Raw genomic sequence first — 14,017 nt, 5'->3', positions numbered from 1 at the left:
GCCATGGCCTCCGACGCTCCCGTCTCCACGGCAAGCCCGGATCGCGCCGGCGCAGCGAGCCTCTTCGCCGCGCCGCTCGCGATGCTGATGCGCCTGATCGACTGGCCGATGCAGGCTCTGCAGCGGCTGATCGGCGAGCGCCGGATGGCCTATGTCTTCCTCCTGCCCAATCTCGTTTTCTTCTCGCTCTTCGTCTTCCTGCCGCTCATCATCAACTTCATCTTCTCGGTGACGGGCGGGGCAGGGCTGTTTCCTTCGGAGCGGCCTTATGTCGGGGCGCAGCAATACGCCTATCTCTTCGACTGCGGCTCCTTCCTCGACCCGTCTTCCTGCCGCGAGGATCATTTCTGGCGCGGCGTGTCCAATACTGCCCGCTTCACCGTCTTCCAGGTCACGGCGATGGTGCTGTTCTCGTTGCTGACGGCGGTGGTGCTGAACATGAAGATCAGGGCGCGCGGCTTCTTCCGCGCGGTCTACTTCTTCCCTGTGCTGCTCTCGCCGGTGGTCGTGGCGCTGACCTGGAAGTGGATTCTGCAGCGCGACGGCCTGCTCAACGCCGCGATCACCTCGCTCGGCGGCGAGCGCATCCTGTTCCTGGTCGATCCGAGCTGGGCGATGTTCTGGATCGTCTTCGTCTCGATCTGGGCCCATATGGGCTTCTACACGCTGATCCTGCTCGCCGGCCTGCAGGCGATCCCCGCCGATCTCTATGAAGCCGCCGAGATGGATGCGACGCCGCGCTGGCGTACATTCTGGCGCATCACCCTGCCGCTGCTCTGGCCGAACATGATCGTGGTGATCGTCCTGGCGCTGATCCGCGGCGTGCAGACCTTCGACGAGGTCTTCGTCCTGACCGGTGGCGGCCCAGGCACGGCGACGCTGATGGTGGTGCACTACATCTACGAGACCGCCTTCGCCAATCAGGTCCAGAACTTCGGCCTGGCGGCAGCCGCCTCCGTCGTGCTCGGCGTCGTGCTGTTCGCGCTGACCCTGGCCCAGCTCGCGGCGAGCCGCCGCAAGGGGGCAGCATGAACAGGCTCGCGCGCATGGCGGTCGCCCGCCGCAATCCTGGCCTCTGGCACTGGACTGATATCGCGGCTTACGCCTATCTCGCGCTCGGCGTCGTCCTGATGTTCGGCCCCGTCCTCTGGCTCGGCATCTCCTCCTTCAAGACGCAGGCCGGCCTGCTCGAGTTTCCGCCCTCGCTGCTGCCGATGTCGCAGAAGGAGGTCCGGGTCGAAGGCCATGCCCAGCCGCTGCCGCTGTTCGAAGTGACGATGGAGGATGGCTCGAAGCGGGTGCTGGCGCAGGTTCGCCGCATCGGCATCCAGGCGCAGATGATCGACCCGGCCAATCCGGGCCAGAGCATCCGCGTGCCGATCGACAAGCGCACCCCGGTGCGCGAGTTCAAGCTCGCGACCGAGAACTACACCGAGCCGCTGGAGCGCTTCGCTTTCACGCGTTTCCTCTGGAATTCGGTCTTCGTCACGGTGGTGGCGACGCTGATCACCCTCGTGATCAACTCGATGGCGGCCTATGCGCTCTCGATCTACGAGTTCCGCGGCAAGACGGCGGTGATGCTGATGGTGATCGGCACGCTGATGATCCCGATCACCATCATCCTCGTGCCGGTCTATCTCGTCATCACCGAGCTCGGTTTGGTGAACTCGCTCTGGGCGGTGATTCTGCCCGGCGCGGCGACGCCGACCGGCGTCTTCCTCTTGCGCCAGTACATGCTGACCCTGCCGCGCGACCTGATCGAGGCGGCGCGGATGGACAAGGCCTCGGAGTGGCAGATCTACTGGCGCATCGTCATGCCGCTCGCCATGCCGGCACTGGCCGTGCTCGCGATCTTCTCGATCATGTGGCGCTGGAACGAGTTCCTCTGGCCGCTAGCCGTGCTGACCAAGACCGAGGCCTACACCCTGCAGATCGGCCTCAATGCCTTCCAGGGCGAGCTCCAGACGCAGTGGCACTATCTGCTTGCCATGACAGTGGTGACGCTGCTGCCGGTCGCGCTGGTCTTCGTCTTCCTGCAGCGCTTCATCACCACCGGCATTGCCAATACGGGAATGAAATAATGGCGGGACTGAGCCTATCGGGCGTCCGCAAGGCCTATGGCGCGACGACGGTGCTGCATGGCATCGACCTCGACGTCGCCGATGGCGAATTCGTCGTCTTCGTCGGCCCCTCCGGCTGCGGGAAGTCGACGCTGCTGCGCTCGATCGCCGGGCTGGAGAGCATCACCGGCGGCTCGATCGCGATCGACGGCGCCGATGTCACCGGGCTACCGGCTTCCGAGCGCGGCCTCGCCATGGTGTTCCAGTCCTATGCGCTCTACCCGCATATGAGCGTCTACGCGAACATGGCCTTCGCGCTGGAGAATATGGGCTTCAAGCGCGACGAGATCGACAAGCGCGTCAAGCGCGCCGCCGGCATGCTGCGCCTGACCGATTATCTCGAACGCAAGCCCAAGGCGCTCTCCGGCGGCCAGCGCCAGCGCGTCGCCATCGGCCGTGCCATCGTGCGCGATCCCAAGATCTTTCTGTTCGACGAGCCGCTCTCGAACCTCGACGCGGAGCTGCGCGTAGCCACCCGCAAGGAGCTTGCCGCGCTGCATGCCGAGATCGGCGGCACGATGATCTACGTCACCCACGATCAGGTCGAGGCGATGACGCTGGCGCACCGCATCGTCGTGCTCCATGGCGGACGGATCGAGCAGGTCGGCACGCCGCTCGAACTCTACAACCGGCCTGACAACCTCTTCGTCGCCGGCTTCATCGGCTCGCCGCGCATGAACCTGCTGCCCGGCAAGGTGGTGAGGCCGGGCGCGGTCGCGATCGGCGAGGCTGGTCACGAGGTCGCCTGCCAGACCGGCGGCCTTGCCACCGGCGCATCGGTCACGCTCGGCATTCGGCCCGAGCACCTCTCGCTCGCCGCGCAGGATGGTGGCGTGCCGCTCGCGATCGAGCTGGTCGAGCGTCTTGGTGGCGAGAGCTATCTCTATGGCGCTTCGCCCGGCCTGCCGCAGATCACGCTCCGGCTCGACGGCCAGAGCGAGCACCAGCGTGGCGCCAGTGTCGCGCTCGCCTTCCCGCAGCAGCATCTGCACCTGTTCGACGAGAACGGCCGGGCCGTCCGGTCCTGACGACTGACTAGAGAGATCCCATGAAAGCCCTGACGCAAGGCCGCTATCTCGGCCGCGACGGCGAAGCCGCCTTGTTCGATGTCGGCCTCGGCGCGACGATCTCTGTGCGCATCCTCGAAGGCGATATCGGCCGGGTGACGCTGAAGCCGCAGGACGGCTATCGGCTCGATCGCGGCTGGTCGATCGCGCCGGGCGGGCTCGAGCCGGCTTATGAAGGACGCTCGCGCGACGATCTCTCCGGCTTCGCCTGCCCGCAGGCGAGCGTCAGCGAAGGCGAGGGCAAGGTCACGCTGTCGGCTGGCGGTCTCACCGCCGAGGTGACGCTCTCGCCCTTCGGCATTGCCTGGCGGCGCGAGGGCGAGGCGACGCCCTTCCTGCAGGATCGCACGACGCAGGCCTATCTGATCTCGCCGCGCACCGGCGCGGTGGCGCACTTCATGGCGCGCGACTATGCCGAGCGGCATTACGGGCTCGGCGACAAGGCGGGACCGCTCGACCGGACCGGCCGGCGCTTTGCCATCGATGCGGTCGATCCTTGCGGCTTCGATGCCGAGCTCTCCGACCCGCTCTACAAGATGCTGCCCTTCTTCATCGTCGACGGGAAGGCGGGCGCGCATGGCGTGTTCTACGACAACCTCTCGACGGGCAGCGTCGATCTCGGCTGCACGCTCGACAACTATCACGGCCTGTTCCGTTCCTGGAAAGGCGATGACGGCGATCTCGACTATTACGTCATGGCCGGCCCGACCGTGCCGGATGTGGTCAGGCGCTTCTCCTGGCTGACCGGCGGGCAGGCCTTCGCGCCGCGCTGGTCCTTCGGCTTCGGCGTGACCTCGATGGCGATCGCCGACGCGCCCGATGCCGATGCAAGGATCAGCGACTTCGTCGCCAAATGCCGCAAGCACGCCATCCCCTGCGACAGCTTCCACTTCGGCTCGGGTTACACCCAGATCGGCCAGCGCCGCTACGCCTTCAACTGGAACCGCGACAAGTTCCCGGAGCCGCTGGCGACGATGAAACGGCTGAACAAGGCCGGCATGCACACGGTCGCGAACCTGAAGCCCTGCCTGCTCGACGACCATCCGCGCCTCAAGGAGGCGCTGGACCAGGGCTTCCTGGTCAAGGATTCCAGGACCGGTGAGCCGGCCGTGGCGCAGTTCTGGGACGGGCTCGGCTTCCATGTCGACTTCACCAACCCGAAAGGCCGGGCCTGGTGGCGCGCGGGTATCGAGAGCGCGCTGCTCGACCATGGCTTCACCACGGTCTGGAACGACAATAACGAATACGAGATCTGGGACGAGGACGCTGTCTGCGACGGCGATGGGCGTCCGTTCCGGCAGGCACTGGCGCGCCCGGCGCAGCCGCTTTTGATGACCAAGCTGTCCTATGAGGCGCAAGCGGCGCGCGAGCCGGGCAAGCGCCAGTATGCGATCACGCGCGGCGGCTGTGCCGGCATCTCGCGCTACGCCCAGACCTGGTCGGGCGACAACGAGACCGCCTGGAAGACGCTGCGCTACAACCTGACCCAGGGCCTCAATATGAGCCTGTCGGGCATGTTCTCGATCGGCCACGATGTCGGCGGCTTCCATGGTCCGACGCCCGGACCGGAGCTTTTCGTCCGCTTCAACGAGTTCTGCGCGCTCTGGCCGCGCATGGTGATGAACTCCTGGAACGATGACGGCGTCGTCAACCTGCCCTGGATGTATCCGGAGATGGTGCCGCAGGTGCGCGAGGCGATCTCGCTGCGCTACCGGCTGATGCCCTATCTCTACACCCAGATGTGGCGGGCGAGCCGTGACAGCATCCCGGCCGTGCGCCCGCTGCTCTACGACTTCCCGCAGGATGCGACGGCGGTCGCGGTCGACGACGTCTTCATGCTCGGGCCGGACGTGCTGGTTGCGCCGGTGCTGGAGGAAGGCGCGCGCGAGCGAGCCGTCTACCTGCCACAGCATCAGGGCGGGTGGTACGACTGGCACAATGGCGAGCACTATCCCGGCGGCGTCACTGTGACGGTTGCGGCGCCGCTCGGCCGCTTGCCGCTGTTCGTGCGGGCCGGCGCGCTGATCCCGCTCGGTGACGCCAAGGGCATCAGCCAGGAGCGCGAGGTGCTGGTCTGCGGCGTGGTCGAGGGCGCCTCCGGCGAGCTCTATGAGGACGATGGCGAGACCGCTGATTGGCGCGGCGCCGGCTCGACCGTGCTGCGCTTCGAGGTCCGCAATGGCGAGGTCGCGATCGAGCAGCAGGGTGAGGCCAAGCCGCGCTTCAACAAGATCGCGATCCGGCAGATCGGGCAGTAGATCGGGAAAGCCGGATGAGCCTGCGGCTTGGGTCGCAGTCTCATCCGAGGCTCCGCCTCACTCGCTGCCGCGCTCATAGGAGCGCGAGCGGACGGCGAGGACGGCGATCGCCGTCACGGCGCAGCACAACATCAGATAGGCGACGACATAGGTCGGCTTGCCGCCGCCGGCCGTGACGAGCGCCGCCGCGATGAAGGGCGTCGGCCCGGCGATCGCGACGCTGTTCAGCTCGCGCGTCATGGCGATGCCGGAGAAGCGGTAGCGGGTCGGGAACAGGTTGGCGAGGAAGGCGCCCTGAGCGCTCGCCAGCCCGCCGAAACCGATGCCGTAGCCGATGCTGAGGGCGATCGTGCAGAGGACGATGTTCCTGGTGTCGAGCAGCGCGAACATCGGGAAGGCGTAGCAGAACACGAAGATCGCCCCGAACAGGTAGACTTTTGCATGGCCGACGCGGTCGGCGAGCGCGCCGATGATCGGCGTGGTGATGATGCCGGTCAGGGTCGCGATCATCACCGCGGTCAGCGCATCCGTGCGGGGCATGCCGAGCGTGTTGGTCATGTAGCTCAGGCTGAAGGCGCTGAGGATATAGGCGTTGGCGTTGTGGCCGGTGACCGACAGGAAGCCGAAGAGCAGTTCGCGCGGGCTCTTGCTGATGAGCTCGCGTAGCGGGACCTGCGCCTCATGGCGCTTCTCGGCCGCCTTCTCCATCGCCGCGACATATTCCGGCGTCTCGTCGAGATGCTTGCGGATGTAGAGGGCGACGAAGAAGAGCAGGCCGGAGGCCAGGAACGGCACGCGCCAGGCCCAGCCGAACAGCGTCTCCTCCGAGAGCAGCGATACCAGCAGGAAGCTAAGCGTCGCCAGCATGATGCCGACCACCGTCGCCGCCTGGAGATAGGCGGTGTAGTAGGCCTTGCGTTCCGGCGGCACGTATTCGGCGACGAGCGTGACCGCGCCGGCATATTCGGCGCCGGCGCCGAAGCCTTGCAGCAGTCGCAGGACGACGAGCAGCACCGGTGCCCAGATGCCGATCTGCGCATAGGTCGGCAGCAGGCCCATCGCCACGGTCGAGGCGCCCATCAGGGCGATGGTGAAGATCAGGGCCGGCTTGCGGCCGAAGCGGTCGCCGATATGCGAGATCACGATGCCGCCGAGCGGCCGGCTGAAGAAGCCGACGGCGAAGGTCGCGAAGGCTGCGAGCACGCCGGCCGAATCCGAGAATTGCGGGAAGAACAGCTTGTTGATGATCAGGCCCGCCGCCGCGCCATAGAGCGCGTAGTCGAACCATTCGATGACGGTGCCGATCGTCGCCGCCGCGACGGCGCGCCGGATGTTCGTCTGTTCGGCCGGTGTCGTTCCGGCCGCGATCGCCTGCGACATGGGGTTTCCTCGAAGCTTCGTTGTTCTTGGGGATGACGGTTGGCGGCCTAGCGGTCAGGTGATGGCAGCCGGCATGGCAAGGTCGAAGCGCGCCGCACTCTCGCTGAGCCCGGTGACGATGCTGGCGGAAAGCTCGACGCCGTCGCGCAATTGGCGTTCGCGCCGGGCGAGCCCATGGGCGCCCGGCAGCTCGACATGGTCGAAGCCGGGGCGAGGCTGCGCGGCATGACAGCGCTCCGCCAGGACCGCGACCTGGCGGTTGAAGTTCTCGGTTCCGCCGAAGGCGGCAGGGTCCATCACCAGGATGAAGACCGCTGCGCTCCAGCCGTCGCCGCCCTCGGCCCGGCCGCGCCCGGCGAGGCAGCCGGTGAGCAGCTCGACGATGAGCCCGATCGAGAAGCCCTTATGGCCGGCTTCGAGTCCGCCGAGCGGCAGGATCGTGCCGGGCGGGTCGGCGGCGATGACGTTCGGATCGGTCGATGGCCGGCCCAGCGCATCCATCAGGAAGGGGTGCGGCAGGTTTTCGCCGCGCTGGCGGTAGGCGGCGACGCCGCCATTGGTCATCAGCGCCGTCGACATGTCGATCAGGATCGGCGCATCCGGCGCCGGCGCACCGAAGGCGATCGGGTTCGAGGTCAGGACCGGCGTGACGCCGCCGAAGGGAGCGACGCTGCTGTGGCCGGGATCGGTCAGCGTCAGCAGCATCAGGCAGCCGGCGTCGATCGCCGGCTGGAGATAGGCGCCGAGACAGGCGGTGTGGTGGCTGCGCTGGATCGCGACGGCGCCGAGCCCGAAGCGCTTGGCCCGGGTGATCGCCTCGGTGGTGGCGCGGCGTGCCAGCCAGGGGCCGGGCAGCTTGCGCCCGTCCCAGGTCTGACAGGCGCCGATATCGTTGAGGATCTCGGGCTCGCCGGCAGCGGTCATGCCGCCGCTCTCGATCTCGCGCAGATAGAGCGGCAGCAAGGCGAGGCCATGCGTCGACTTGCCGAGCAGGTCACCCTCGACCAGGACCTCAGCGACATCACCGGCCTTGTCCTGTGGCAGGCCGGCGCGTTCCAGCAAAGTGCGCGCCAAAGCTGCGAGTTCGCCGGCGCGATAGCGGGCCGTGCCGTGCCCGGAAGGCTGGCTCATGCGAAATCCTCCTGTCGCCCTTTGCTTGTCAGGCAGCCGGGCCTTCAGATCGTCCAGCCGCCGTCGATGATGTGAGCCTGGCCGGTGGTGTAGGTCGCGCCTGCCAGGTAGACGACGAGATCGGCGATCTCCTGCGGCGTGCCGATCCGCCCGATCGGTTGGCGGGAGACGAAGGCGGCACGGGTTGCCTCATAGTCGCCTTGCGCACTCAGCCGCTGCTGCAATGACGGGCTCTCGACCGTGCCGGGGCAGATCGCGTTACAGCGGATGCCCTGGGCGACATAGTCCGCCGCGATCGACTTGGTCAGGCCGAGCACCGCCGCCTTGGTCAGGCCATAGGCGAAGCGGTTCGGCACGCCCTTCACGCTGGAGGCGACCGAGGCCATGTTGACGATGCAGCCGGATCTGCGCGCGAGCATGCCGGGCAGCGCCGCCTTGATCGTGCGCACCATCGCCTTGACGTTGAGGTCGTAGGCGAAGTCGAGGTCGGCCTCGCTCACCTCCAGTACCGTGCCGCTCTGGACGATGCCGGCGCAGTTGAAGAGCACATCGACCCGGCCGATCCCGGCGAAGAAGGCAGCGACGGCGGCGGCATCGAGCACGTCGAGCCTGCGGCGCTGCAAGTTCGGCCCGGCCTCGATCGCGGCCAGCGCGCCCTCGTTGATGTCCGTCGCCCAGACGATGGCGCCGGCACGGTCGAAGGCCTCAGCGGTGGCGCGGCCGATGCCTTGCGCCGCGGCGGTGATGACGACGATCTGTCCTGCGAGCGTACTCATCTCAAGCTCCCGCTTTGAGGGACGGCGCTGCGCCATGGCTCCTGCGGTGGACGATCGTGCGCTCCAGCGCCTGCCAGTCCCAGTCGATGCCGAGGCCGGGCTGGTCGGACGGGATCGCCTTGCCGTTCTCGATCCGGATCGGCGAGGAGGTCACGAGGTCGAGCTGCGGGATGTATTCGAGCCAGCGGCTATTGGGCACGGCGCAGCACAGGCCGAGATGGATCTCCATCAGGAAGTGCGGGCAGACCGGCACGTTGAAGGCCTCGGCCATGTGCGCGACCTTGAGCCAGGGCGTGATGCCGCCGATGCGGCCGACATCGACCTGGACGATCGAGCAGGCGCCGGCCTCGAGATAGTCCTTGAACTGCGAGAGCGAATACATGGACTCGCCGACCGCGATCGGCACCGTCGTGGACTGCGACAGGCGGCGATGGCCGCCGACATCGTCGGCGTGGATCGGCTCCTCGAACCAGGCGACGTCGAGCTTCTCGTAGTGGCGGGCGCGGCGGATCGCCTCGTCGAGCGAGAGGCCCTGATTGGCGTCGGTCATGATCTCCCAGCCGAAGCCGACCTTGTCGCGCACGGCCGAGAGGCGCTTCACGTCCTCGGCGACATGCGGGCGCCCGACCTTGACCTTGGTGCCGCCGAAGCCGCGTTCCTTGGCCTTGACGGCCTCGTCGACGAGCTCAGCCTCGTCCATGTGGAGCCAGCCGCCCTCGGTGTAATAGAGGTCGATGCTGGTCTTAGCGCCGCCGGCGAGGCGGTGCAGCGGCAGGCCGGCCTTGCGGGCGCGCAGGTCCCAGAGCGCGGTGTCGATCGCCGCGAGCGCGATCGAGGTGATGGCGCCGACCGTGGTGGCGTGGACGCGATAGAACAGAGCGCGCCAGAGCCCCTCGATCTCCTCGGCATCGCGGCCGATCAGCACGGGGGCGAGATGGTCGTCGATCAGCTTGCAGACCGAGGAGCCGCCGGTGCCGATGGTGTAGCTGTAGCCGGTGCCGGTGACGCCGTCGGCATCGGTGATGCGCACCAGCGGCGTCTCCTGCAGTTCGAAGCTCTGCACGGCGTCGGTGCGCTTGACCTTGGGCTTGAGGTCAGCCTGCAGCACTTCGACGGATACGATCTTGGCCATTCCGGATGTCCTTGTCGGGGCGTTTCAGCGTGCGCTCGGCTGGTCGGCATGCCAGCTGCCGTAGCGACGCCATGAGGTCGTCAGATGGGCCGCGACGGCGGCCTGCGCCCCGTCCTCGTCGCCGCGCTCGATCGCGTCGAGGATGGCGCGGTGTTCGCCCAGCATCGGGCCGATGTCGTGCGGGATGCGGCTGAACAGGCGGGCATGGTGCAGATGCGGATGCAGGCTGCGCACGGCCTGGGCGAGAATCTCGTTGCCGCCGGCCGCCAGGATCGCCTCGTGGAAGGCCTCATCGGCCTGGCTGGCGCCGACATAGTCCGATGTCTGCCCCTGCAGCGGGGCCGCCTCCATAGCCGCGATGCTCTCGCGCATGCGGGCGATGGCATCGGGATCGCGGCTGCGGGCGAGCTGCCTCGCGGCCCAGCCCTCATTGAGGATGCGGAAGTCGCGGAGCTGCTCGAACCAGTCGCGCGACGGCTCGGGCGCGACGGAGAAACCGGTGAAGGACGCCGCGGCGACGAGGCCGAGCCCCGACAGGCGGGTCAGCGCCTCGCGGATCGGCGAGGAACTAACCTCGAACTCGCGCGACAGCGCATCGATGTTGAGCTTCTCGCCGGGCGCGTAGTCGCGGTCGAGGATGCGCTCCATCAGCAGCGCCGTCACCTGATCGACCAGTGCGACGCGCGCCAGAACGGGCTTGCGGATCATCTTTTGCCTTCTCCCTGCCGGCTACTATCAAACACGGATCATCGATCGTCAATGACCGATCGTGCATGATCGATGAAATGAGGATGCGGCATCGTTTGCTGCGCTTTCGCTGGAGCTGTATTCGTCATGTCGACAAGGGACTGCACATGACCGAAAAGACCATGGCCGCGCCGACCGAGCGCAAGCGGGGCGAGGGCGTCAAGCTCGTCTACGACATCCTGCGCGACGACATCATCGACCTCGTGCTGCCGCCGGGCAGCCCGATCGACGAGATCCAGCTGGCCGAGCGGCTTTCGATGTCGCGCACGCCGATCCGCGAGGCGCTGGTGCGCCTGGCGAGCGAGGGGTTGGTGACGACGTTGCCGAACCGCTCGACGGTGGTGTCGAACATCGACTTCCTCAACCTGCACACCTTCTTCGACGCGATCACGCTGATGTATCGCGTCACCACAAGGCTGGCGGCGCAGTTCCATGTGCCAGGGGATCTCGACGGCATCCGTGCCCGGCAGGCCGCCTTCGCCGGGGCCGTCGAGGCGCAGGATGCGCTCGCCATGATCGCCACGAACCGCGATTTCCACGCTGCGATCGCCGAAGCCGGGCGCAATCCCTATTATACCGGGCTGTTCTGCCGCCTGCTCGACGAGGGCCGGCGTATCTTGCGGCTCTATTACTCCTCGTTCGAGGATCGCTTGCCGCAGCGCTATGTGGCGGAGCATGAAGAGATGATCGCGGCGATTGCCGCCCGCGACGTCGAGGGCGCCGACCGGCTGGCCAAGGCCCATGCCGACCAGATCGTCCAGCAGATCCAGCAGTTGATCGCGCGCGACCGGCGCCTGACGCTGGCGCTTTAACGAGCTACCCGATCTCCGTCATTCCGGGACTTCGCGCAGCGAAGGGCCCGGAATCTAGAATCGATGCCGGTGGCCCAGAAGCCGCGGGAACGGCAAGGCTTCTTCTGCCATGGCATCGGTTCTGGGTTCCGGGCTCAGGCCTTCGGCCTGCCCCGGAATGACGAATTCCCGCGTGTCGAAAATTCTTGTCGACAAATAAAATACAAAGAGTATTATGACCATCGATCGAGGCGGCGATGCACGCCGCCCGTGGAGCCGCCAGCCTGAGGAGCGCGTGATGAAGGCCCAGATCTTTTCCGGCTGCATGCCGGCGCTGATGACCCCCTGCAAGGACGACCGCAGCCCCGACTTCGATGCGCTGGTGCGCAAGGGCAAGGAGCTGATCGCCACCGGTATGTCGGCGGTGGTCTATTGCGGCTCGATGGGCGACTGGCCGCTGCTGACCGACGCGCAGCGCATGCAGGGCGTCGAGGCCCTGGTGAAGGCGGGCGTGCCGGTGATCGTCGGCACCGGCGCGGTCAACACCGCCTCCGCTGTCGCCCACGCCGCCCATGCCCAGACAATCGGCGCCAAGGGCCTGATGGTGATCCCGCGCGTGCTTTCGCGCGGTTCGGTGGTCGAGGCGCAGCGCCACCACTTCAAGGCGATCCTTGCGGCCGCGCCGGACCTGCCGGCGGTGATCTACAACAGCCCCTATTACGGTTTCGCCACCCGCTCCGACCTGTTCTTCGCGCTGCGGGCCGAGCATCCGAACCTGGTCGGCTTCAAGGAGTTCGGCGGTGCTGCCGACATGCGCTACGCCGCGGAAAACATCACCAGCCGCGACGATGACGTCTCGCTGATGATCGGCGTCGACACCTGCGTCTTCCACGGCTTCGTCAATTGCGGCGCGACCGGCGCGATCACCGGCATCGGCTGCGTGCTGCCCAGGGAGGTGCTGCACCTCGTCAGCCTGAGCCAGGCCGCGGCGAAGGGCGATGTCGAGGCACGCCGGCTCGCGCTCGAGCTGGAAGCGGCGCTCGCCGTGCTGTCCTCCTTCGACGAGGGGCCGGAACTCGTTCTCTATTTCAAGCACATGATGGTGCTGAAGGGAGACGCCGAGTACACACTGCACTTCAACCCGACCGACGCGCTCGGCGAGAGCCAGCGCGGCTATGTCGAGGCACAGCTCAAGCTGTTCGACAGCTGGTATGCGCAGTGGTCGAAGCAGGCCGGCGCGCTGAAGCACGCCGGCTGAGGGGTGCCGAGCGCGAGGCTGATCGCCCCAGTTCCTCCCTTCCCCCTTGTGGGGAAGGGTATGGGGATGGGGGTGGTTCCGCTTGGCGATTGTCCGCAGAAATAAGGGCTGGCAGCAGCGACGGCGCCGTCAACTTCTGCCGCTCGCTCCGGCTTTGCGACCCCCACCCCAACCCCTCCCCACAAGGGGGAGGGGTTTGCGTGTGCGTATGTAGCGGCCGCTGTTCAGGACACCGCGTCGAGCCCCAGCGCCTCCAGCCGGTCGAGCTGCTCGATCTCGGCAGCGGTCAGAACGATGCCCTCCGCCAGCGAGCCCTCCCGGGCCTTGAAGCGGCGCTGCGAGGGCAGGCGTGCACCCTGGCCGGCGATGGCCTCGAACAGGACCTCGGCGCGGGCGAAGGGATCGCCGGGGCGGCCGGCGGCGAAGCGCTCCGGCGAGAACGCCAGGATCAGTTCGCCATGCTGCGGCGCCAGCGTCGTGGTGCCGAGGAAGTCGAGCGCGCCCTGGCTGGTCAGATCGCCGATCATCACGCCAGCCAATAGTTCGATCATGGTCGAGATCGCCGAGCCCTTGTGTCCGCCGAAGGGCAGCATCGCCCCGGCGAGCGCCGCGGTCGGGTCGGTGGTCGGCTGGCCCTGCGAGTCGAGCGCCCAGCCTTCGGGCAGGGGTTTGCCGGCCCGGCGGTGCAGTTCGATCTCGCCGCGTGCCGCGACGCTGGTGGCGAAGTCGAAGACGTAAGGGGGCCCGCCCCGGCGCGGCCAGCCGAAGGCGAGCGGGTTGGTGCCGAGCAGGGCGCTGATTCCGCCGGCCGGTGCGACCGTCGCGTAGCTCGGGCACATCGCCAGCGCGGCGACGCCCATCCCGGCGAGCGCCTCGACCTCCGGCCAGAGCGCCGAAAAATGCGTGCAGTCGTTGATCACCAGTGCGGCGAGGCCGAGCTGTCTGGCTCGCTCGGCGAGGGCGGGCGCCCCCAGCTCGAAGCCGGCGCAGGAGAAGGCGCCGCCCACCGCCACCCGCAGCACGGCCGAGCCGTCATCGTGCAGCACGGGCTCGGCATCGGTCGAGACCTTGCCGGCCTTGATGGTGCGCAGGCAGCCTTCGACCCGGAATACGCCATGCGACTTGCAGCCGTCGCGCTCGCCGGCGGCGATCACGCGGGCAAGCGCTCCGGCATGAAGCGGCGACAATCCGCCCTTGCGGCAGACCGCCTCGATCCGGAGTGTCAACGCCTCCATGCTGAGGATCGTCGTCTCGCACATGGCGTTGCCTCGCTCTGTCGTTGCAAATCTGTATACATGCTGTATTCAAAAAGACGACATGACTTCAAGCAGGCTTTGCGCGCCTCAGGAAGGTTCTG

The 14,017-nt window shown here is 67.3% G+C and carries 12 protein-coding genes; 6 read left to right on the top strand and 6 right to left on the bottom strand.

Going from position 1 to position 14,017, the window contains the following annotated elements; genetic code table 11:
* Positions 1–3: 3 nt before the first annotated feature.
* Genes GV161_RS07110 through GV161_RS07095 form a run of 4 tightly spaced genes read left to right on the top strand, consistent with a single transcriptional unit; the run spans position 4 to position 5,445 of the window.
* The gene (locus tag GV161_RS07110; RefSeq protein WP_152015370.1) at positions 4–1,032 is read left to right on the top strand and encodes a sugar ABC transporter permease; all 1,029 of its coding nucleotides are present in this window, start codon (positions 4–6) and stop codon (positions 1,030–1,032) included.
* Complete coding sequence (locus GV161_RS07105; protein WP_152015371.1) at positions 1,029–2,081, top strand: carbohydrate ABC transporter permease; 1,053 nt, start codon at positions 1,029–1,031, stop codon at positions 2,079–2,081. Before GV161_RS07110 ends, GV161_RS07105 begins: the two co-directional genes overlap by 4 nt.
* Complete coding sequence (gene ugpC, locus GV161_RS07100) at positions 2,081–3,148, top strand: sn-glycerol-3-phosphate ABC transporter ATP-binding protein UgpC (RefSeq protein ID WP_152015372.1); 1,068 nt, start codon at positions 2,081–2,083, stop codon at positions 3,146–3,148. Before GV161_RS07105 ends, ugpC begins: the two co-directional genes overlap by 1 nt.
* A 20-nt stretch (positions 3,149–3,168) precedes the next feature.
* On the top strand, positions 3,169–5,445 hold the full coding sequence (locus tag GV161_RS07095; protein WP_152015373.1) for a glycoside hydrolase family 31 protein: 2,277 nt from the start codon (positions 3,169–3,171) through the stop codon (positions 5,443–5,445).
* A 57-nt stretch (positions 5,446–5,502) separates the two neighbouring features.
* On the opposite strand, the gene GV161_RS07090 is transcribed toward GV161_RS07095, so the two are convergent.
* The 5 genes from GV161_RS07090 to GV161_RS07070 are packed head-to-tail and all read right to left on the bottom strand — an operon-like array spanning position 5,503 to position 10,572.
* Positions 5,503–6,825 carry an MFS transporter gene (locus GV161_RS07090; RefSeq protein WP_152015374.1) on the bottom strand — a complete coding sequence of 441 codons (1,323 nt, stop codon included), beginning with the start codon at positions 6,823–6,825 and terminating at the stop codon, positions 5,503–5,505.
* 54 nt (positions 6,826–6,879) lie between these two features.
* Positions 6,880–7,956 carry an Ldh family oxidoreductase gene (locus GV161_RS07085; RefSeq protein WP_152015375.1) on the bottom strand — a complete coding sequence of 359 codons (1,077 nt, stop codon included), beginning with the start codon at positions 7,954–7,956 and terminating at the stop codon, positions 6,880–6,882.
* 44 nt (positions 7,957–8,000) lie between these two features.
* Complete coding sequence (locus tag GV161_RS07080) at positions 8,001–8,732, bottom strand: SDR family oxidoreductase (protein ID WP_152015376.1); 732 nt, start codon at positions 8,730–8,732, stop codon at positions 8,001–8,003.
* Between the two features lies 1 nt (position 8,733).
* Positions 8,734–9,864 (bottom strand): mandelate racemase/muconate lactonizing enzyme family protein, encoded by a 1,131-nt coding sequence (locus GV161_RS07075; protein ID WP_152015377.1) that lies wholly within the window; start codon positions 9,862–9,864, stop codon positions 8,734–8,736.
* A 24-nt stretch (positions 9,865–9,888) separates the two neighbouring features.
* Positions 9,889–10,572, bottom strand: a complete 684-nt coding sequence (locus tag GV161_RS07070) for a GntR family transcriptional regulator (RefSeq protein WP_152015378.1) — start codon at positions 10,570–10,572, stop codon at positions 9,889–9,891.
* A 146-nt stretch (positions 10,573–10,718) separates the two neighbouring features.
* On the opposite strand from GV161_RS07070, the gene GV161_RS07065 reads away from it, so the two are divergent.
* Together GV161_RS07065 and GV161_RS07060 are read left to right on the top strand one after the other, a co-directional pair.
* Positions 10,719–11,423 (top strand): GntR family transcriptional regulator, encoded by a 705-nt coding sequence (locus GV161_RS07065; protein ID WP_152015379.1) that lies wholly within the window; start codon positions 10,719–10,721, stop codon positions 11,421–11,423.
* Between the two features lie 277 nt (positions 11,424–11,700).
* On the top strand, positions 11,701–12,660 hold the full coding sequence (locus GV161_RS07060) for a dihydrodipicolinate synthase family protein (RefSeq protein ID WP_152015380.1): 960 nt from the start codon (positions 11,701–11,703) through the stop codon (positions 12,658–12,660).
* Positions 12,661–12,884: 224 nt separating this feature from the next.
* Here GV161_RS07060 and GV161_RS07055 read toward each other — a convergent pair whose 3' ends face one another.
* Entirely contained in the window at positions 12,885–13,919 is a 1,035-nt protein-coding gene (locus tag GV161_RS07055) for an Ldh family oxidoreductase (protein WP_152015381.1), read from the bottom strand.
* Positions 13,920–14,017: the final 98 nt, after the last annotated feature.

It is taken from the genome of Bosea sp. 29B (assembly GCF_902506165.1).
Lineage (GTDB): Bacteria > Pseudomonadota > Alphaproteobacteria > Rhizobiales > Beijerinckiaceae > Allobosea.
The sequence above is the reverse complement of the archived record's forward strand: the minus strand, read 5'-3'. Positions and strand labels throughout refer to the sequence as shown.